Origin of the sequence: Frateuria sp. YIM B11624, from assembly GCF_049727805.1 — a bacterium.
GTDB lineage: Bacteria > Pseudomonadota > Gammaproteobacteria > Xanthomonadales > Rhodanobacteraceae > Frateuria_A.
The window spans coordinates 62994-81391 of the sequence record NZ_JBCNYA010000013.1 but is presented as its reverse complement, the minus strand read 5'-3'; the positions used below and the strand labels follow the sequence as shown (position 1 = coordinate 81391).

The window sequence follows — 18398 nt, the reverse complement described above, 5'->3', positions numbered from 1 at the left end:
GTTCTCCGGTCCGGTTATCAGTAAACGCGCTTCTTCGGCGGCACCACGTCGACCTCGTCGGTCAGCGTGTACATGTGCACCGGGCGGAAGTCGAAGCTGGTCTGGCCCGCGTCGCTAAGGCTGACCAGGGTGTGCTTCATCCAGTGCTCGTCGTCGCGCTCGGGGAAGTCCTCGCGCGCATGCGCGCCGCGGCTTTCCATGCGCTGCTCGGCCGAGTGCATGGTGACCACCGCCTGCGCGAGCAGGTTGGACAGCTCCAGCGTCTCGATGAGGTCGGAGTTCCACACCAGCGAGCGGTCGGTGACGCTGACGTCCTTGAACGAGTCGAACACCTCGGAGATGCGTCGCTTGCCCTCGCCCAGCGTCTCGCCGGTGCGGAATACCGCCGCATCCTTCTGCATGGTCTTCTGCATCTCGGCGCGGATCTGCGCGGTGGGCTTGCTGCCCTTGGCATAGCGAAGCGCGTCGAAGCGGCCCAGTGCCTTGTCCAGGATGCTGGTCGGCAGGTCCTTGTGCAGCGTGCCGGGCTTGACCAGCTCGGCGCAGCGGCCGGCCACGGCGCGGCCGAACACGACCAGGTCCAGCAGCGAGTTCGAACCCAGGCGGTTGGCGCCGTGCACCGACACGCAGGCCGCCTCGCCGATGGCGAACAGGCCCGGCACCACGGCGTCGACGTCGTCGCCCTTCTTCTGCACGACTTCGCCGTGATAGTTGGTCGGGATGCCACCCATGTTGTAGTGCACGGTCGGAATGACCGGGATCGGCTCCTTGGTCACGTCCACGCCGGCGAAGATGCGCGCCGACTCGGCGATGCCCGGCAGGCGCTCGTGGATCACGTCGGCGCCCAGGTGCATCAGGTTCAGGTGGATGTGGTCCTTATCGGGGCCGACGCCGCGGCCTTCGCGGATCTCGATCGTCATCGCGCGGCTGACCACGTCGCGCGAAGCGAGGTCCTTCGCGCTGGGCGCGTAGCGCTCCATGAAGCGCTCGCCCTCGGAGTTGGTGAGGTAACCGCCCTCGCCGCGTACACCTTCGGTGATCAGGCAGCCGGCGCCGTAGATGCCGGTCGGATGGAACTGCACGAACTCCATGTCCTGCAGCGCCAGGCCGGCGCGCAGCACCATGCCGCCGCCGTCACCCGTACAGGTGTGCGCGGAGGTGGCGCTGAAGTAGGCACGGCCGTAACCGCCGGTCGCCAGCACCACGGCATGGCCGCGGAAGAAGTGCAGCGTGCCCTCGTTCATGTCCAGCGCGAGCACGCCGCGGCAGACGCCCTCTTCGTCGAAGATCAGGTCGATCGCGAAGTATTCGATGAAGAAGGTGGCGTCATGCGCCAGCGCCTGCTGGTAGAGCGTGTGCAGGATCGCGTGGCCGGTGCGGTCGGCCGCGGCGCAGGTGCGCTGCGCGGTGCCCTTGCCGTAGTGCGTGGTCATGCCGCCGAACGGGCGCTGGTAGATCTTGCCCTCCTCGGTGCGGGAGAACGGCACGCCGTAGTGCTCCAGCTCGATGATCGCGGCCGGGGCCTCCTTGCACATGTACTCGATCGCATCCTGGTCGCCGAGCCAGTCGGAGCCCTTGATGGTGTCGTAGAAGTGGAAGCGCCAGTCGTCCTCGCCCATGTTGCCCAACGCGGCGGAAATGCCGCCTTGCGCCGCGACCGTGTGCGAGCGGGTCGGGAAGACCTTGGTGATGCACGCGGCCTTCAGGCCCTTCTCGGCCAGGCCGAAGGTGGCGCGCAGGCCCGCGCCGCCGGCGCCGACCACGATCACGTCGTACTTGTGTTGCTGAACCTTGTAGGCTTCCATCGAACTCAGGCTCCCAGGGCGATGCGCAGCACCGCGAGCACGCCCGCCAGGGTGGCGAGCACGGCAATGAACTTGATCGCCATCAGGAGCGTCGCTTCCTTCCAGCGGGTGTGCACGTAGTCCTCGATCACCACCTGCAGGCCGAGCACGGCGTGCCAGAACGCGCTCACGACGAAGGCGATCAGCAGCACGGCGTTCCACGGACGGGCGACCAGCTCGCGGGCGGTCGCGTAGTCGGCGTGCAGCATGCGCAGCACCAGCGTGACCAGCCACACGCCCAGGCCGACGAGGGCGACGGCGGTGATACGCTGCACCCACCAGTGGCTCACGCCGTGCTGGGCCGAGCCCAGGCCGCGGGCCTTCTTCAGTGGGTTGCGGTATTCCTTCGGATAGGCGCTCATGCGGCAGCTCCCAGAGTCAGCACGTAGGCCCACACGGCCGCGGTCAACAACAGGCTGACGATGATCGAGGCCCAGCTCGAGCGCACGAACTGCACGATCTCGTAGCCGTAGCCGCCGTCCTGCACCAGGTGACGGATGCCGTTGCACAGGTGGTAGAACAGCGACCAGCTCCAGCCGATCATCAGGATGATGCCGACCGGGCTGCCGACGAAGGCGGTGAAATTACCGAAGCGCTCCTCGCCGCCGGCCAGCGCGATCAGGCCCCAGGCGACCAGCAGCAAGCCCACGGCCAGGGCGATGCCGGTGGCGCGATGCAGGATGGAAGTGACCATCTGCACCTGCCATCGATAGACGGAGAGGTGGGGTGAAAGCGGTCGTCGCGTGTCTGCCATGGCGGCTATCCGTGTAGTGGAATCGCTGGTGCCCGATCGCCCGCTCCCGAGTGCCTGTGCCGGCTCGCGCCGCCACGGGCGGATCAGAAGTCGATGCAGCGCCCGTTCTTTTCCCAGTCGCCGTAGCGCGTGGGGTCCGGCGCCGGACGCTCCGATGCCGATCCGCCTTCCGCCGGGCGCGCAGGCACGGCGTTGCTTCCCGCGGGCACGGGAGCCGGAGTGGATTCGGTTTGGGAGGAGGTCTCGGACATAAGTAAAGCCGCAGAAGCGTAATACGCGCCAACCGCGCAGCACAACCTTGACGCGGCGGCAAAACCGTTATCCAGCCTTGCCTTCGCACGCTCGATCCCTTATTTCATGCGCCATGCCAAGCACCTATTCCGCCGAGCTCGTCTCGATCGAAGGCGCCGACGCGATCGCTTTCGCGCAGGCGCAATTCAGCAGCAACCTCGCCTCCCTCGCCGATGGCCAGTGGCAGTTCAGCGCCTGGCTCGATGCACAGGGACGCGTGAAGTACCTGTTCCACCTGCTGCGGCTGGACGGCCAGCGCCTGCGGCTGCTGCTGCGCGGCGGCGAGGCCCAGGCGCTGGCCGCCGAACTGCAGCGCTACGTGTTCCGTGCCAAGGCGCGCGTGGCCGCCTTGCCGGTGCAGCAACTGGCGACTGCGGAGCCGAGGGCGCTTTATGTAGTCGTGGAACAGGATGACACGCTGGTCCTCGGCTGCGGTTCGCACGGACTGAAGCTCGCCGCGCAGGGCGACGACGACTGGCGCCTGCCGCAGCTGCGTGCCGGCTGGCCGTGGCTTGTACGCGGCACCGCGGGCGAGTTGCTGCCGGCCTGGCTGGATCTGGGCGCGCTGGATGCCACGGCGCTGGACAAGGGTTGCTATCCAGGCCAGGAGATCGTGGCGCGCATGCATTACCGCGGTGGCAGCAAGCGGCACCTGCGTCGCGTGCACCTGTCGCGGGTGCTGGCGCCGGGTAGCCTGCTGGAAATGGATGGCCGCACGCCGATCCAGTTGCTGGACGTAGTCGAAGTGGCGACCGCGGCCGAAGCCCTGGCCGTGGTGCACGACGATGCGAACGCAGACCTGTCCTCCGGGATGGAAACCAGGCTCGGGGACGAGGCCGTGTTCGTGCAGGCCCTCGCCTGACCCGTGGGCTTAAGCCCACCACCGCCGTATCGGTGTGGTGGGCTGAAGCCGACCCTACGGGTTCCTTGCAGGAAGCCGCCCGTTCGCGCCATGGGTCAACCGAGGCGCTTTGCGTAGACGTGCTGGCTCTTCTGCCGCACGTAGCCCAGTCCTTCGTAGAATGGATGCGAGGCCTGGCGCCGCACGTTGGAACGCACGACCACGATGTCGATGCCCTGCTCCTCGGCCCACGCCTCGGCCGTGGCGACCAGTGCGCGCCCCACGCCGCCGCGGCGGGCCGCGCCGTCGACCACCAGTCCGGTGATCTCCACTCGCTCGCCGGCTTCCAGGCTCAGGCGGCGCTCGACGGCAATCCAGCCCGCGAGCCTGCCGTCCCCCTCGATGACGTACACGCACTGGCGCGGGTCAGCCATCAGAGCTTCCAACCTCACGGCCATGACAGGGGCGTCGGCCGGATACCCAAGCTCGCCCGCCAGCCGCGCGATCTCCGCGGCATCGGCGGCGCCTGCCTGGCGGGGCGGCTTCACGCCAGCCGCGCACCGTTGGGCACCAGCCGCTCGACCGTCGTGACGACCACGCCGGCGTCGGTGTGGAAGCCGGTCAGCAGGAACTGCGAGCGGAACGGGCCGATCTGCTTCTCGGGAAAGTTGAGCACGCCGACGATCTGCCTGCCGACCAGTTGCTCCGGTGCATAAAGCGCGGCGATCTGCGCGCTGGTCTTGCGCTCGCCGTAGGGTCCGAAGTCGGCCCACACCTTCCAGGCCGGCTTGCGTGCCTCGGGGAACGGTTCCACGCGCACGATGGTGCCGGCCACGATCAGCACCTTCTCGAAGTCTCCCCAACTGATCTCTTCCACGCTCATCCTTCCAGTCTCGTTTTCAGCCAATCCCGCAGTTCGGCACGCCAGTAGCTTGCCTGTGCCGCTGCGAAGCCCAGCGGGCGATAGGTCGAGGCCAAGCCGTAATCGGTGAACTGGCGCCATGCCGGGTCGCCCTCGGCGATCGCTGCCGCCAGCAGTTCGCCGGCCGCGCAGGTCGAGCTCAGTCCGTGGCCGCCGAACGCCTGCGCCCACCAGAGGCCATCCTCGCGGCCGCCGATCTGCGGCATCTGGTGGCGCGCGTAGCTCATCAGGCCCGACCAGGCGTAGTCGATGCGCACGTCGCCCAGTTGCGGGAACACGCGCAGCAGGTCGCGCCGCAGCAGCCGCTGCACGGCGCGCGGCGAGCGGTCGAGCACCGAGATGCGGCCGCCCCAGAGCAGCCGCGTGTCAGGCAGGGGCCGGTAGTAGTCGAAGGCGAAGCGGGTGTCGTAGATGGCCGCGCGCGTGGTCAGGCAGCCGGCGAGGCGGTCGCCAAGCGGCTCGGTCACCATTACGTAGGTCGCAATCGGCAGGATCGCGCGGTCGATCTGGCGTTCGAGACCCGCCAGATAGCCGCCGCAGGCGAGCACCACCTGCTCGGCGAGCACCTCGCCGGACGCGGTCTGCACGCGCCAGCGATCGCCTTCGCGCTGCAGCCGGCGCACGCCGCTGTGTTCGTGGATGCGTACGCCCTGCCCGGCCGCCGCGCCGGCGAGGCCAATCGCATAGTTGAGCGGATGCAGGTGCAGCGCGTCGCGTTCGAACAGGCCGTCGTGGTAGCGCGTGCTGTGGACGAGCTCGCGCAGTTGCGCTTCCGGCAGCCATTCCCACGCCACGCCGTAATGTTCGGTTAGAAGTTGCTGGCGCCCGCGCAACACGCCCGGGTCGCGAAACCAGTTCGCCCAGATCACGCCCGCGTCCACTGCGTCGCAGGCGATCGCGTAATCGGCGATGCGCTGGTGGATCCGGTGCACACCATCGATGGTGCGCCGGAACAGCGCCCGTGCGCGCGCCTCGCCCAACTGCTCGAGCAGGGCCTGCTCGCCCAGCGAGTAGCCGGCGAACACGAAGCCGCCGTTGCGCCCGGAGGCACCGTAGCCCACCTGCTCGCGCTCCAGCAGCACCACGTCGCGCAGCCCGCGCTCAGCCAGGCCCAGCGCCGTGTTGAGCCCGGCAAAGCCACCGCCGATCACCGCCACGCGCGCTTCCTGCCGCCCTTCGAGCGGCGCATACGAAGCGTACGGGGTAGCCGTGGCGCGGTAGTAGGAAATGGCGGACGACGGCTTCATGGCCAGGCCAGTCGGGTGACGGCCGAGCATATCGCAGGCGCGCGGCGCTATTCGACCGCGGACAACCTCAGGACATACCCATCGCCAGGCGCATCGTCATCGACACCTTCGGACCGGTCCCAAGGCAAAGGCACCCATTGGCCACGGGGAATGGACGCCCTTCTCCCGCGGAAGAAGGGCGAGCCGGGATGACGCAGGTGCACCACTCGCCGCGAGGCGCCGCCAGGCGCAAGCGAGGATGGACAGGGCTCAGACCTGGCCGACGAATTCGCGCACTACCGGCGCGAGCTTGGGGTCCTGCATGGCCATGTGCATGGTGGCGCGGACCAGGCCGGCCTTGTTGCCGCAGTCGAAGCGGGTGCCTTCGAAGCGATAGGCGAGCACCTTGCCCTGCTCCATCAGCAACGCCTCGATGGCGTCGGTGAGCTGGATTTCGCCGCCGGCGCCCGGCTCGGTCTGCTCCAGCAACTCGAAGATCCGGCCCGGCAGCACGTAGCGGCCGACCACGGCAAGGTTGGAGGGCGCGTCCGCGGGCTTGGGCTTCTCGACCATGTAGCGGATGCGCGCGCTGCGCTGGTCGACCGGCTCGGCGTCGACGATGCCGTACTTGTCGGTCTGGTCGTGCGGCACTTCCTCGACCGCGATGACGCCGGCGTGCTCGCTTTCGGCCAGCGCCGCCATCTGGCCCAGCGCGCCGCGGCCGCGATTCCAGATAAGGTCGTCCGGCAGGATGATGCCGAACGGCTCGTTGCCCACCACCGGCTTGGCGCAGAGCACGGCATGGCCCAAGCCATGCGCCTCGGGCTGGGTGACGAAGATCGCGCGCACGTTGGAAGGCAGCGTGCCCTGCACCAGCGCGAGCAGCTCGTCCTTGCCCTTCTCCTCCAGCTTGGCTTCGAGTTCGTAGGCCTTGTCGAAGTAGTCGGCGATGGCGTGCTTGTAGCGGTTGGTGACGAACACCAGGGTGTCTGCGCCGGCGTCCACCGCCTCATCGACCGCGTACTGGATCAGCGGCTTGTCCAGCACCGGCAGCATTTCCTTGGCGACCACCTTGGTCGCCGGCAGGAAACGCGTGCCGAGACCGGCCACGGGGAACACCACCTTGCGCAACGGCTTGGTCACTCAGCTTTCTCCTGTTTCGATACGGCCCTGTTCGATGCGACCCGCGTCGCGGCGGATCGAGACCACGTTGTCCGGCTGCGCCGTATCGCTCCAGCGGAACGACGGCAGCAGGCTGGATACGCAACGCCTCAGTTCGTCTTCGTTGAAACCCGTGGTGGCCTCGCAAGCCTTGTTGAGCAACGCCTGCAGCAGTTCCCACGACACCTCGCGGTGCTGCGCGAGGAAGATCTTCGCGTGCGCGGTGGCGCTGTAGTTCTCGAGCTGGTGGAACAGTTCCTCGAAAAGCTTCTCGCCGGCGCGCAGGCCGGTGTAGACGATCGGCACCTCGGTGCCCGGCTTCTTGCCGGCCAAGCGGATCATCTGCTCGGCCAGGTCGCGGATCTTCACCGGCTCGCCCATGTCCAGCGCGAAGATCTCGCCGCCCTGCCCCAGGCAGGCAGCCTGCAGGATCAGCTGGCACGCCTCGGGGATGGTCATGAAATAGCGGGTGATCTCCGGATGGGTGATGGTCACCGGCCCGCCGCTACGGATCTGCTGGCGGAACAGCGGCACCACCGAACCGGCCGAATCGAGCACGTTGCCGAAGCGCACCGTGATGTAGTGCGTGGACGAATGGGCGTTGAGGTTCTGGCAATAGATCTCCGCCACGCGCTTGCAGGCGCCCATGACGCTGGTCGGATTGACCGCCTTGTCGGTCGAGATCAGCACGAAGCAGCCGACCTCGAATTCATTGGCCAGGTCCGCCACCGTGCGCGTGCCCAGCACATTGTTGCGAAAGGCGGCGCGCAACTGCTTCTGCAGCATCGGCACGTGCTTGTACGCGGCGGCATGGAACACCACCTCCGGCTTGGTCTCGGCAAACGTCTTCTGCATGGCGACGCGGTCGCCGCAGTCGCAGAGCACGCATTCGAGCAGCAACTCGGGGTAGTCGCTGCGCAATTCCTTGCCGATGGAATAGAGGTTGTACTCGCTCTGTTCGACGATGGTCAGCGACTGCGCACCGAGTCGCGCCACCTGGCGGCACAGTTCCGAACCGATCGAGCCGCCGCCACCGGTGATCAGTACGCGGCGACCGGTGAGCGTTTCCCGGATGGCGGTCCAGTCCAGCTCGACCGCGTCGCGGCCCAGCAGATCCTCGATCGCCACTTCCTTGATCTCGTTGAACTGCGCGCGGCCGGCGACGACATCCTCCAGCCGCGGCACGGTGCGGTACGGCAAGCCGGTCTGGTCGCACAACTCGACCACGCGGCGCATCTGCCCGGTGGTGGCGGCAGGCAGCGCGATCAGCAGCATCTCGACCGCCGCCTCGCGCGCAAGTTCGGGCAACTGGTCGATGCAGCCCAGCACCGGATGGCCGTTGATCGAGGCGCCGCGCAGGCTCGACTTGTCGTCGACGAAGCCGATCACGCTGTAGCGGCCGTCGTGGCGCAGGTCGCGCGAGAGCGCTTCACCCGCGCGGTCGGCGCCCACGATCAGTACGCGCTTGGAAGAGCGCGTGCTGAACAGGTCGAGCCGGCTGTCCTTCCAGAACCGGTAGGCCAGGCGCGGCAGGCCCAGCAGGAGGGTCAATGCCACCGGGTAGAGCAGCAGCACCGAGCGCGGTACGCCTTCCATGCGCTCGTAGAGGAACAGTGCCAGGCCGATCGCGACAGTGCCCACGACCGCCGCCTTGAGGATGTTCCACAGGTCCGGCAGGCTGGCGAAGCGCCATACGCCTTTGTACAGGCCGGTCCAGGTGAAGATCAGTCCCTGCATCGCCAGCACGATGGGGAATTCGAGCGCGTCGAAGCTTCCGTCCTGGCCAGGCACGGTGGCGTAGCGCAAGGCCTTGGCGATCCACCAGGCGAAACCCGCCATCGCCAGGTCGTGTGCGACCACGGCGATGCGCGGATGAATGAGGGCGATCCATTTACGTGGCGACATGACGGTCCTTCACTGGTACGCGCCGCATGCAGCGGCGCTTGCTAACGATCCATGTTGCGCCGGCCACCGTATAGACGACGGCACAGGCGGGCAATGCCATGGCTGGATGCTGCCTCGCGGCAACCGCCGCCGGAGCGGCGACGAGCAGGTTCCAACCCAGGTACCAAGCGGCGGCGCGCGCATGCGTGCCGCCGGATCGTACCAGCCACTGGTAAAGATGCTCGCGGTGCGGAGCATACCAGCGCCTGCCGCGTAGGAAGCGGTTCAGCAACGTCAAGCTCGCATCGGCAACGAAACCGGACCCGAGGATGAGTGCCGGCCAGAGCAGCGCCGGTTCAATCCGCCACAGCATGGCCGACAGCGCGAACAGCAGGAACCCGACACTGCCACTGCCAACGTCGCCCATGAAGATCCGCGCCGGTGGTCGGTTGTAGAACCAGAACCCCAGGCAGGCGGCCGCCGAAGTGAAGCCCGCACCGGCCAACGCCGGCTGGCCGACACTGGCGGCCAGGCAGCCAAGTCCCGCCGCCACGAAGATGCCCTGCTGCGCCAGCAAGGCATCGATGCCGTCCATGAAATTGTGCAGGTTGATGCTCCAGGCGCCGGCCAGCACGAGCAGCGGCAACCAGGCCCATGCCAGGTTGCCACCGGCCAGCAGCGCGGCACTGAACAAGGCGGTCGCCGCCAACTGCACGCCGAGGCGCGGCCATTGCCGCAACGGCCGATGGTCGTCCCACCAGCCGATCGCGGCCACCAGCACCAGGGCCAGCTCCAGGCACGCGATCGTCTCGGCGTCCCACAGGCCGGGCAGGCTGCAGAGGATGCCGGGCAGCACGATCAGGCAGGCCAGGACGATGCCGATGCCCCCTCCGCGGGGTGTGGGCAGTGTGTGTGAACGGCGCTGGCCCGGCTGGTCGAGCATGCCGCGCCGATGCGCATAGGCGATCGCGCCGCGCGCCGCCAGCGCCGCGATCGTCAGCGCAACCAGGCTCCATACCAGCACCGTGGCAAGTTCTGCGCGGATCACTCGTTGGCTACGCCGTGGATCGGGCGGATCGTGCTCCAGCCCTTGCAACTGGGGCATTGCCAGTGATGCGCCTTGGCGCCGAAGCCGCAGCGGCTGCAGCGGTACATCGCCTGGCCTTCGAGCAGCTTGCGCGTGAGGTCGCGCAGGATCAGGAAATTCTCGCGCGCCTCGCCCTCGATCTTGTCCATGGTGGCGTCGATCAGCGCCATCAGGCCACGCACCGACGGTCGCTGGCGCAGCTGCGAGGTGAGGAACTCGATGCCGGCACGCTCGCCGTCGCGCTGGTGGTAAAGCTTGGTAAGCGCCAGCACCGGCGAAATGCCGTGGTAGCGCGCCAGGATATCGCGCAGGAAATGCTCGGCGCGCTCCATCTGTCCGGTGCGCGCGTAGCTGTTGAGCAGCGGTGGCAGGATTTCGGGCACGAAGGCGATGTCCGCGCCGACCGCAGCTTCGTATGCCTCGACGGCTTCGGCATGTTCACCGGCTTCGGCATGCAGCCGGCCGGTAAGCATGAAGGCGCGCACGCAATCGGCCTGGCATTCGAAGGCCTGGCGCAGGTAGTCGCGCGCTTCCGATTGCGCGCCGTGCTGGCGCGCCTGCTCGGCCAGTTCGCAATAGAACTGGGCGATCATCGGGGACTCGTCGTCACCGGTCATCGCCTCCAGCCGGCGCGCGTGGTCGATCGCCTTGTGCCAGTCGCGCTCGTGCTGGTAGATCGCCACCAGGTGCCGCAATGCCGAAGGCGCGTGCGCGTTCATCGCGACCAGGTCGGAGAACAGCGCCTCGGCACGGTCGAGCAGGCCGGCGCGCATGTAGTCCTCGCCCAGTTCCAGCAGGGCGACGGTCTTCATCGCTTCGGTCAGGCCCGGCCGCGAAACCAGGTGCTGGTGCAGGCGGATGGCGCGGTCGACCTCGCCGCGGCGACGGAACAGGTTGCCGAGCGCCAGGTGGGTTTCCACGGTATCGCGGTTGTACTCGGCGAGCTTGAGGAACACCTCGATCGCCTTGTCCTGCTCTTCGTTGAGCAGATAGTTGAGGCCGCGGAAATAATCGGACGACAGCTCGCTGACCCGCATGCCCGAACGGTGCACTGCCGCGCGGCGGGCCGCGAACCAGCCGCTGGCGAAGGCAGCCGGCACCAGCAGGAGCAGCACATAGAGGATGTTCATGCGCGGGCCGGCGTCTTCCCGTGGGACCGGCGCTCGCGGCGCAATACGCGACGGTGGCGCAGGCTCACGCCCAGCCAGGCGGTGAGCCCGCCCAGCAGCCAGCCGATCACCAGGGTGACCAGCAGGCCCGCGCCCTTGGGCATCGTCAGTTGGAAGAAGCCCAGGTCATAGCTCACCGGGTCGGCATTGAGCGCACCGACGACCACGCCGGCGACGACGAAAAGCACGAGGATGAGCAAGGCAATCAATCGCATCGCGCGACTTTACCCGAATCGGCTTGAACTGGCACGGAGCGACGGCCCGCCTTGGAAATGATCGCCCTTCTCCTTGCTCCGCGACGTCTTGCCGGTCCGGGAAGGCGGGCAACAAAAAAGGCAGGACCGGCTTGCGCCGCCTGCCTCGGATGCACGCCGGAAGCCGAAGCTCCCGGTCTCAACGCGCCATCAGGCCAATTCGGCCTGCAGCGCAAGGTTCACGCGTTCGCGCAGTTCCTTGCCCGGCTTGAAATGCGGCACGTGCTTGCCCGGCAGGGCCACCGCTTCGCCGGTCTTGGGATTGCGCCCCATGCGCGGCGGCCGGTAGTGCAGCGCGAAGCTGCCGAAGCCGCGGACCTCGATACGCTCGCCCTGCGCCAACGCGTGGCTCATCTGCTCGATCACGCTCTTGACCGCGAGCTCCACGTCGCCAAACGCAAGGTGGGTCTGGCGCCTGGCCAGCGCCTCGATCAGTTCGGATTTGGTCATGGGTCCCCAATGTCCGTGACGTTAAACGGCGGGGCGGCTTGGCGCCGCCCCGCTTCGTGCCTCAAGTCATTGTAATCCTAAAGGAATTACTCGGACTTGTTGAGCTGCTCCTTGAGCAGCGCACCCAGCTTGGTGGTGCCGCCGGAAGCGGAGCCGTACTCGGCCATCGCGTCCTGCAGCTCTTCCTCGTCCTTGGCGCGGATCGAGAGCGCCAGCTGGCGGCCCTTGCGGTCCATGCCGGTGAACTTGGCTTCCACCTTGTCGCCGACCTTCAGGTGCTGGGTGGCGTCGTCGATGCGCTCCTTGGCGATGTCGTTGGCGCGCAGGTAACCCTCCACGCCCTCGCCCAGGTCGATCACCGCGCCCTTGGCGTCCACTTCCTTGACGGTGCCGTTGACGATGGTGCCGCGCGGATTGTTGGCCATGAACTGACCGAACGGGTCCTGCTCCATCTGCTTGATGCCGAGGGAGATGCGCTCGCGCTCCGGATCGACCGCCAGCACCACCGCCTCGATCTCGTCGCCTTTCTTGAAGTTGCGCACGAGGTCTTCACCGGAGGCCTGCCAGGAGATGTCGGACAGGTGCACCAGGCCGTCAATGCCGCCGTCCAGGCCGATGAAGATGCCGAAGTCGGTGATCGACTTGATCTGGCCGGAAACCTTGTCGCCCTTCTTGTGCATGGCGGCGAAGGCTTCCCACGGGTTGGAGCGGGTCTGCTTGATGCCCAGCGAGATGCGGCGACGCTCTTCATCCACGTCCAGCACCATCACTTCGGTCTCGTCGCCGACCTGCACGACCTTGGCCGGGTTGACGTTCTTGTTGGTCCAGTCCATCTCGGACACGTGGACCAGGCCCTCGACGCCCGGCTCGATCTCGACGAAGCAGCCGTAATCGGTGACGTTGGAGACCTTGCCGAACAGGCGCGAGCCGACCGGGTAACGACGCGAGATGTTGACCCACGGATCGTCGCCCAGCTGCTTGAGGCCCAGCGACACGCGGTTGCGCTCGCGGTCGTACTTGAGCACGCGCACGTCCAGCTCGTCGCCGACGTTGACGACTTCGGACGGATGACGCACGCGCTTCCACGCCATGTCGGTGATGTGCAGCAGACCGTCGATGCCGCCCAGGTCCACGAACGCGCCGTAGTCGGTGAGGTTCTTGACCGTGCCCTTGACCACCGCGCCCTCGGTCAGGCGTTCCAGCAGCTTCTCGCGCTCCTCGGAGAACTCGGTCTCGACGACGGCGCGGCGGCTGACGACCACGTTGTTGCGCTTGCGGTCCAGCTTGATGATCTTGAACTCGAGGTCCTTGCCCTCGAGGTACACCGGGTCACGGACCGGACGCACGTCGACCAGCGAGCCCGGCAGGAACGCGCGGACGTCCTTGATGTCGACGGTGAAGCCGCCCTTGACCTTGCCGGAGATCTTGCCGGTGATGGTCTCTTCCTTGTCGAAAGCCTGCTCGAGGTCGTCCCACACCATCGAACGCTTGGCCTTCTCGCGGGAGAGCTTGGTCTCGCCGAAGCCGTCTTCCAGGGCGTCGAGGGCAACCTTCACCTCGTCGCCTACCTGCACTTCCAGCGTGCCCTCTTCGTCCTTGAACTGCTCGATCGGGACGATGCCTTCGCTCTTGAGGCCGGCGTTGATCACGACGACGTCGTTGCGGATTTCCACAACGATGCCGGTGACGATGGCACCCGGCTTCAGCTTGGCGATGGCCTGCTGGCTCTGTTCAAACAGCTCGGCAAAACTTTCAGTCATGTTGATTCCAGAAATGAGAAAAGGCCGCAGCCCCTTGTGCGCGCCGTCGGATTGATATGCGCACGAGCTGACCGGCCCACCGGTTGTGGGTGTCGCAGAAAACGCGCCCTGTGACGGACCGCCCTGTCGGCACCGTTGACCAAAACCCCCGCCGCGGCGGAGGCGCCTAAAGCCGCGTGCAGCCGGTCAAAGCCGCACGACGGCAAATACTTTCGCGACCACGGCGTCGATCGGCATGCCGGTGGTATCCACCAGAACCGCATCGTCGGCCGGGCGAAGCGGGGCGACGGTTCGCGACGCATCGCGCTCGTCACGCGCCTCGATCTCGCGCTGAAGGGCGCCAAGTGTAACGTTCAGCCCCTTTTCCTTCAACTGCTTATAGCGCCTTTTCGCCCTTTCGGCGGCGCTGGCGGTGAGGAACACCTTGAACGGCGCGTCAGGGAAGATCACCGTGCCCATGTCGCGGCCGTCGGCGACCAGGCCCGGTGCCTTGCGGAACCCGAGTTGCAGGTCGACCAGCGCCTGCCGCACCGAGGGAATCGAGGCGATCGCCGAGGCGGCAGCCCCGGCGGTTTCCGTGCGCAGTTCGTCGGTCGCGTCGTGCCCGTTGACGATCACCCGGGTTTCGCCGCCGTCTGCGGCGGCCTGGAAGCGGATCTTCGTGGATTGGGCGCAGCGGGTGACCGCCTCGGCGTCGGACAGGTCCAGCCCCTCCGCTCCCGCGGCGTAGCCGACCGCGCGGTACAACGCGCCCGAATCGAGCAACCGCCAGCCCAACTGCTCGGCCACCAGGCGGCTGATGGTGCCCTTGCCCGACCCGGACGGCCCGTCGATGGTGAGGACTGGGACCGGCGGCGTGCGGCTCATGGGGCTCCCGGAAGATCGGCAAAAGCGCATGTTAACGCGTTGACCACCCCCATGGCGCGTGCTATCTAGCCGCGCATCCGCCGTTGCAGTGCCATCCCATGACCGATCTCCAGCGCGAGTTCGAACAGGCCGCCGAGGATGTAAAGCAGCTCGGCAGCCGGCCGGACAACGACACGCTGCTCAAGCTCTATGCCCTGTACAAGCAGGGTTCCCAGGGCGATCTCCGGGCCCATCCGCCGGGTTTCTTCGACTTCGTCGGCACCGCCAAGCACGAAGCCTGGGCGCAATTGGCGGGCATGCCGCAGGACGAGGCCAGGCGCCGCTACATCACGTTGGTGCGCCAGTTGCTCGCCTGAAACCACAGGACGGGTTTCGACCACCGCTCCCCATCGCGACAGGAATCGACAGCCGGCCGCGTCGCCATGTCGGCATGGTGCGGCTTGCTTTCACCGCGCCTACCCGGCACATTCATACGATCGTTTGAATGGACGCCGGCATGCACTACCCGCACCTGTTCGCCCCGCTGGACCTCGGGCACGTCACCCTGCCCAACCGCATCCTGATGGGGTCGATGCATACCGGCCTGGAAGACCACGCCTCCGACTACGACAAGCTGGCGGCCTATTTTGCCGAGCGTGCCCGCGGTGGCGTGGGACTGATGGTCACCGGCGGCATCGCGCCCAACATCGAAGGCTGGCTGAAGCCCTTTGGCGGACGCCTTTCGATGCCCTGGCACGTGGCGCGACATCGCAAGGTGACGCGGGCGGTGCATGCCGAGGGCGGACGCATCTGCATGCAGATCCTGCATGCGGGCCGCTACGGCTACCACCCGCTGTCGGTGGCACCTTCGAAGCTCAAGTCGCCGATCACGCCGTTCACGCCGCGCGCCCTCTCCGCCCGCGGCGTGGCGCGCACCATCGACGATTTCGTGCGCTGCGCGCAGCTCGCCCGCGAAGCCGGCTACGACGGCGTGGAGGTGATGGGCTCAGAGGGCTACCTGATCAACCAGTTCCTGGCGGCCCGGACCAACCAGCGCCAGGATGCCTGGGGCGGCGACGCCACGCGGCGCATGCGTTTCCCGGTCGAGATCGTGCGGCGCACCCGCGAGGCGGTCGGGCGCGACTTCATCATCATCTACCGGCTGTCGATGCTGGAACTGGTCGAGGGCGGCCAGTCGTGGGAGGAAATCGTCACGCTGGCAAAGGCCATCGAAGCCGCCGGCGCCAGCATCCTCAACACCGGCATCGGCTGGCACGAGGCGCGCGTGCCGACCATCGTCACCTCGGTGCCGCGCGCCGGTTTCGCCTGGGTCACGCGGCGGCTCAAGGGCGAGGTCGGCCTGCCGCTGGTGGCGACCAACCGCATCAACATGCCCGAGGTGGCCGAGCGCGTGCTGGTCGCCGGCGATGCCGACATGGTCTCGATGGCGCGCCCGCTCCTGGCCGATCCGGCCTGGGCGGCCAAGGCCCGCGCCGGCCGCGGCGTCGCGATCAACACCTGCATCGCCTGCAACCAGGCCTGCCTCGACCACGTGTTCCAGAACAAGCGCGCCAGTTGCCTGGTCAATCCGCGCGCCTGCCACGAGACCGAACTGGTGATCGCGCCGGCGGCGCAACTCAAGCGCATCGCCGTGGTCGGCGCGGGACCCGCCGGACTGGCCTGCGCAACCACCCTGGCCGAGCGCGGGCATGCCGTGACGCTGTTCGAACAGGCGTCCGATATCGGGGGGCAGTTCAACTGCGCCAAGCGCATCCCGGGCAAGGAAGAGTTCTACGAAACACTGCGCTACTACCGCCACCGCCTGGCCGAGCTGGGCGTGGAAGTTCGGCTGGGTTGCCGCGCTGGCGCGGCGATGTTGCACGGCTTCGACGAAGTGGTCGTGGCGACCGGCGTGACGCCGCGGAAAGTGCAGTTTCCCGGTAGCGACGATTCGCGCGTACTTGGCTATCTGGACGTGCTTGCCCACGACCGGCCGGTCGGCGCACGAGTGGCGATCATCGGCGCCGGCGGGATCGGCTTCGACGTCGCCGAGTTCCTGGCCGAACAGCCCCCTTCCCCCACGCTGGATCCGGTCCGCTGGGCGCAGGAATGGGGTGTGGACCGCACGCTCGCCCATCGCGGCGGCCTGGCCGTGCCGACTCCCGAGGCGCCGGCCCGGCAGGTCTGGCTGCTGCAGCGCAGCGAAGGCCGCCCGGGCGGACGCCTCAACAAGACCACCGGCTGGGTCCACCGCGCCACGCTCAAGGCCAGACAGGTACGGATGCTCGGCAACGTACGGTACGAGCGGTTCGACGACGCCGGCCTGCACGTCCTGCTGGACGGGCAGCCGCAGGTGCTGGCGGTCGACCATGTGGTGATCTGCGCAGGCCAGGAGCCCGCGCGGGAGCTGGCCGACGCCTTACTCCAGGCCGGCCTCAAGGCACACGTCATCGGCGGCGCCGACGTAGCGGCCGAACTCGATGCGAAACGGGCGATCGCCCAAGGGACGCGGCTGGCCGCAATGTTGTAAAGCGCTGGAAAAAAACGTTGCAAGGCGCTGAAAAAGAAAGCGCCCCGCGAACGACGCGTCGGTGTCGGCTCTGGGGGAGGAAGACCGAGACCGCGGGGTAGCGTCGCTGCGGAGCGAGGGTCACCGCCACCTGGGGGGAGGGGGAAGGTGGCGGGACGAGACAAAAGATACGCTCGTCACAAAATGCGATCCAATATATATTTTGCAACCGACTTATTCGGTTTACGACTATGTTCGATTTCCGCCAGCTCCGCTATTTCGTCGCCGTGGCCGAGGAGCTGAGCTTCACCCGGGCCGCCCAGCGCCTGCACATTTCCCAGCCCCCGTTGTCCCAGCAGATCCAGGCGCTGGAACAGGACCTGGGCACGCGCCTGTTCGACCGTGACAAGCGCAACGTGGCGCTGACCGAGCCCGGGCGCATCCTGCTGGAGCAGGCGCGGCAGATCCTGGCCAAAGCGGAGGAAACGCGCGCCCACGTCATCGACGCGGCGGCCGGTTTCAGCGGCGTGTTGCGCCTGGCGTACACGATCTCGGTCACCTTCCACCGCGCGCTGCCGCAGACCCTGCTGCGCTTCCGCCAGAACGCACCCAGGGTGCGCATGCAACTGCACGAGATGTACAGCGAGCCGCAATTCACCGCGCTGCGCGCCGACCAGATCGACGCCGGGTTCGTGCGCGACGAGCCGCGCCACGAGTCGGACGCCCGCGCGCTGCGCATCGACGTGATCGACTACGAGCCACTGGTACTGGCCGTGCCCTCCGGCCACCCGCTCGCCGGGCAGGACAGCGTGCACCTTGCCGAGCTGGCCAACGAGGTCTTCGTGAGCCAGCCACGCGAGCTGGCGGCGACCCTGTACGACCGGCTGGTGCAGCTGGGCGCCAAGGCCGGCTTCCATCCGTTGATCGGCCAGCAGGCGCAACAGATCAACGGATTGCTGGCCCTGGTCGCCGCCGGCATCGGCCTGGCCCTGGTGCCAGCCAGCATGCGCGCCGTCCAGCTTGGCGGCGTCAGCTACGTTTCGCTGGAGGATCCGGACGCCTACCTGCTGCTGGCGGTCGCCAGCCGCAGGGACAACCCCTCCCCGGTACTGGCCAAGTTCCTGCAGATCGTCAAGGGGGTCGAGGATGCACACGACTTGTGAAGCCCACGAACAACCGCTATACTTGTCAGCTTGAATTTTCCCGATTTGTTCCAGGAGCTGGCCGTGAAGGTGCTTTCCTCTCTGAAGTCCGCCAAGCAGCGGCACCGTGACTGCAAGGTCGTGCGCCGTCGCGGCAAGGTCTTCGTGATCTGCAAGAGCAACCCGCGTTTCAAGGCGCGCCAGCGCTGAGTCGTCCGGGTTGGACGAAAAAAGGCCGCTCGATGCGGCCTTTTTTGT

At 67.4% G+C, this 18398-nt stretch carries 20 protein-coding genes; 5 read left to right on the top strand and 15 right to left on the bottom strand.

Annotated features, from left to right (window positions below; translation table 11 throughout):
* Positions 1-17: 17 nt before the first annotated feature.
* The 4 genes from sdhA to AAIL17_RS08620 all read right to left on the bottom strand — a co-directional run bounded on the left by sdhA (position 18) and on the right by AAIL17_RS08620 (position 2849).
* Positions 18-1805, bottom strand: coding sequence for a succinate dehydrogenase flavoprotein subunit (gene sdhA / locus AAIL17_RS08635; RefSeq protein WP_424682421.1), 1788 nt, complete (start codon positions 1803-1805; stop codon positions 18-20).
* 5 nt (positions 1806-1810) lie between these two features.
* Complete coding sequence (sdhD, locus tag AAIL17_RS08630; protein WP_424682420.1) at positions 1811-2206, bottom strand: succinate dehydrogenase, hydrophobic membrane anchor protein; 396 nt, start codon at positions 2204-2206, stop codon at positions 1811-1813.
* Positions 2203-2598, bottom strand: a complete 396-nt coding sequence (sdhC, locus tag AAIL17_RS08625) for a succinate dehydrogenase, cytochrome b556 subunit (protein ID WP_424682419.1) — start codon at positions 2596-2598, stop codon at positions 2203-2205. Before sdhC ends, sdhD begins: the two co-directional genes overlap by 4 nt.
* Before the next feature lie 83 nt (positions 2599-2681).
* Entirely contained in the window at positions 2682-2849 is a 168-nt protein-coding gene (locus AAIL17_RS08620) for a DUF1674 domain-containing protein (protein WP_424682418.1), read from the bottom strand.
* Positions 2850-2962: 113 nt separating this feature from the next.
* Between AAIL17_RS08620 and AAIL17_RS08615 the strand changes: the two genes are divergently transcribed.
* The gene (locus AAIL17_RS08615) at positions 2963-3751 is read left to right on the top strand and encodes a YgfZ/GcvT domain-containing protein (RefSeq protein WP_424682417.1); all 789 of its coding nucleotides are present in this window, start codon (positions 2963-2965) and stop codon (positions 3749-3751) included.
* A 95-nt stretch (positions 3752-3846) separates the two neighbouring features.
* On the opposite strand, the gene AAIL17_RS08610 is transcribed toward AAIL17_RS08615, so the two are convergent.
* From AAIL17_RS08610 to cmk, 11 genes are all read right to left on the bottom strand, one after another.
* Entirely contained in the window at positions 3847-4278 is a 432-nt protein-coding gene (locus tag AAIL17_RS08610; protein WP_424682416.1) for a GNAT family N-acetyltransferase, read from the bottom strand.
* The gene (locus AAIL17_RS08605) at positions 4275-4613 is read right to left on the bottom strand and encodes a tRNA-binding protein (protein ID WP_424682415.1); all 339 of its coding nucleotides are present in this window, start codon (positions 4611-4613) and stop codon (positions 4275-4277) included. Before AAIL17_RS08605 ends, AAIL17_RS08610 begins: the two co-directional genes overlap by 4 nt.
* Positions 4610-5899, bottom strand: a complete 1290-nt coding sequence (locus tag AAIL17_RS08600) for an NAD(P)/FAD-dependent oxidoreductase (RefSeq protein WP_424682414.1) — start codon at positions 5897-5899, stop codon at positions 4610-4612. Before AAIL17_RS08600 ends, AAIL17_RS08605 begins: the two co-directional genes overlap by 4 nt.
* Positions 5900-6148: 249 nt before the next feature.
* Positions 6149-7021 (bottom strand): UTP--glucose-1-phosphate uridylyltransferase GalU, encoded by an 873-nt coding sequence (gene galU, locus AAIL17_RS08595; RefSeq protein WP_424682413.1) that lies wholly within the window; start codon positions 7019-7021, stop codon positions 6149-6151.
* Complete coding sequence (locus AAIL17_RS08590) at positions 7022-8944, bottom strand: polysaccharide biosynthesis protein (RefSeq protein ID WP_424682412.1); 1923 nt, start codon at positions 8942-8944, stop codon at positions 7022-7024. It abuts the gene before it with no gap.
* Positions 8931-10028 carry an MraY family glycosyltransferase gene (locus tag AAIL17_RS08585; protein ID WP_424682411.1) on the bottom strand — a complete coding sequence of 366 codons (1098 nt, stop codon included), beginning with the start codon at positions 10026-10028 and terminating at the stop codon, positions 8931-8933. Before AAIL17_RS08585 ends, AAIL17_RS08590 begins: the two co-directional genes overlap by 14 nt.
* Positions 9968-11140, bottom strand: coding sequence for a lipopolysaccharide assembly protein LapB (lapB, locus tag AAIL17_RS08580; RefSeq protein WP_424682410.1), 1173 nt, complete (start codon positions 11138-11140; stop codon positions 9968-9970). Before lapB ends, AAIL17_RS08585 begins: the two co-directional genes overlap by 61 nt.
* Complete coding sequence (locus tag AAIL17_RS08575) at positions 11137-11394, bottom strand: LapA family protein (protein WP_424682409.1); 258 nt, start codon at positions 11392-11394, stop codon at positions 11137-11139. The genes lapB and AAIL17_RS08575 overlap by 4 nt, the downstream gene beginning before the upstream one ends.
* Positions 11395-11583: 189 nt before the next feature.
* Positions 11584-11883: an integration host factor subunit beta gene (locus tag AAIL17_RS08570; RefSeq protein ID WP_424682408.1), complete on the bottom strand. Its 300-nt coding sequence runs from the start codon at positions 11881-11883 to the stop codon at positions 11584-11586.
* A gap of 86 nt (positions 11884-11969) precedes the next feature.
* Positions 11970-13643: a 30S ribosomal protein S1 gene (gene rpsA, locus AAIL17_RS08565; RefSeq protein WP_424682407.1), complete on the bottom strand. Its 1674-nt coding sequence runs from the start codon at positions 13641-13643 to the stop codon at positions 11970-11972.
* Positions 13644-13829: 186 nt separating this feature from the next.
* Positions 13830-14510, bottom strand: coding sequence for a (d)CMP kinase (gene cmk / locus AAIL17_RS08560; protein ID WP_424682406.1), 681 nt, complete (start codon positions 14508-14510; stop codon positions 13830-13832).
* 98 nt (positions 14511-14608) lie between these two features.
* Here cmk and AAIL17_RS08555 point away from each other — a divergent pair, with 98 nt between their 5' ends.
* The 4 genes from AAIL17_RS08555 to ykgO all read left to right on the top strand — a co-directional run bounded on the left by AAIL17_RS08555 (position 14609) and on the right by ykgO (position 18350).
* Positions 14609-14866, top strand: coding sequence for an acyl-CoA-binding protein (locus tag AAIL17_RS08555; RefSeq protein ID WP_424682405.1), 258 nt, complete (start codon positions 14609-14611; stop codon positions 14864-14866).
* Positions 14867-15006: 140 nt separating this feature from the next.
* Entirely contained in the window at positions 15007-17019 is a 2013-nt protein-coding gene (locus AAIL17_RS08550) for an FAD-dependent oxidoreductase (RefSeq protein WP_424682404.1), read from the top strand.
* A 230-nt stretch (positions 17020-17249) separates the two neighbouring features.
* Positions 17250-18161 carry a LysR substrate-binding domain-containing protein gene (locus AAIL17_RS08545; protein ID WP_424682403.1) on the top strand — a complete coding sequence of 304 codons (912 nt, stop codon included), beginning with the start codon at positions 17250-17252 and terminating at the stop codon, positions 18159-18161.
* Between the two features lie 63 nt (positions 18162-18224).
* The gene (gene ykgO / locus AAIL17_RS08540; protein WP_008215056.1) at positions 18225-18350 is read left to right on the top strand and encodes a type B 50S ribosomal protein L36; all 126 of its coding nucleotides are present in this window, start codon (positions 18225-18227) and stop codon (positions 18348-18350) included.
* Positions 18351-18398: the final 48 nt, after the last annotated feature.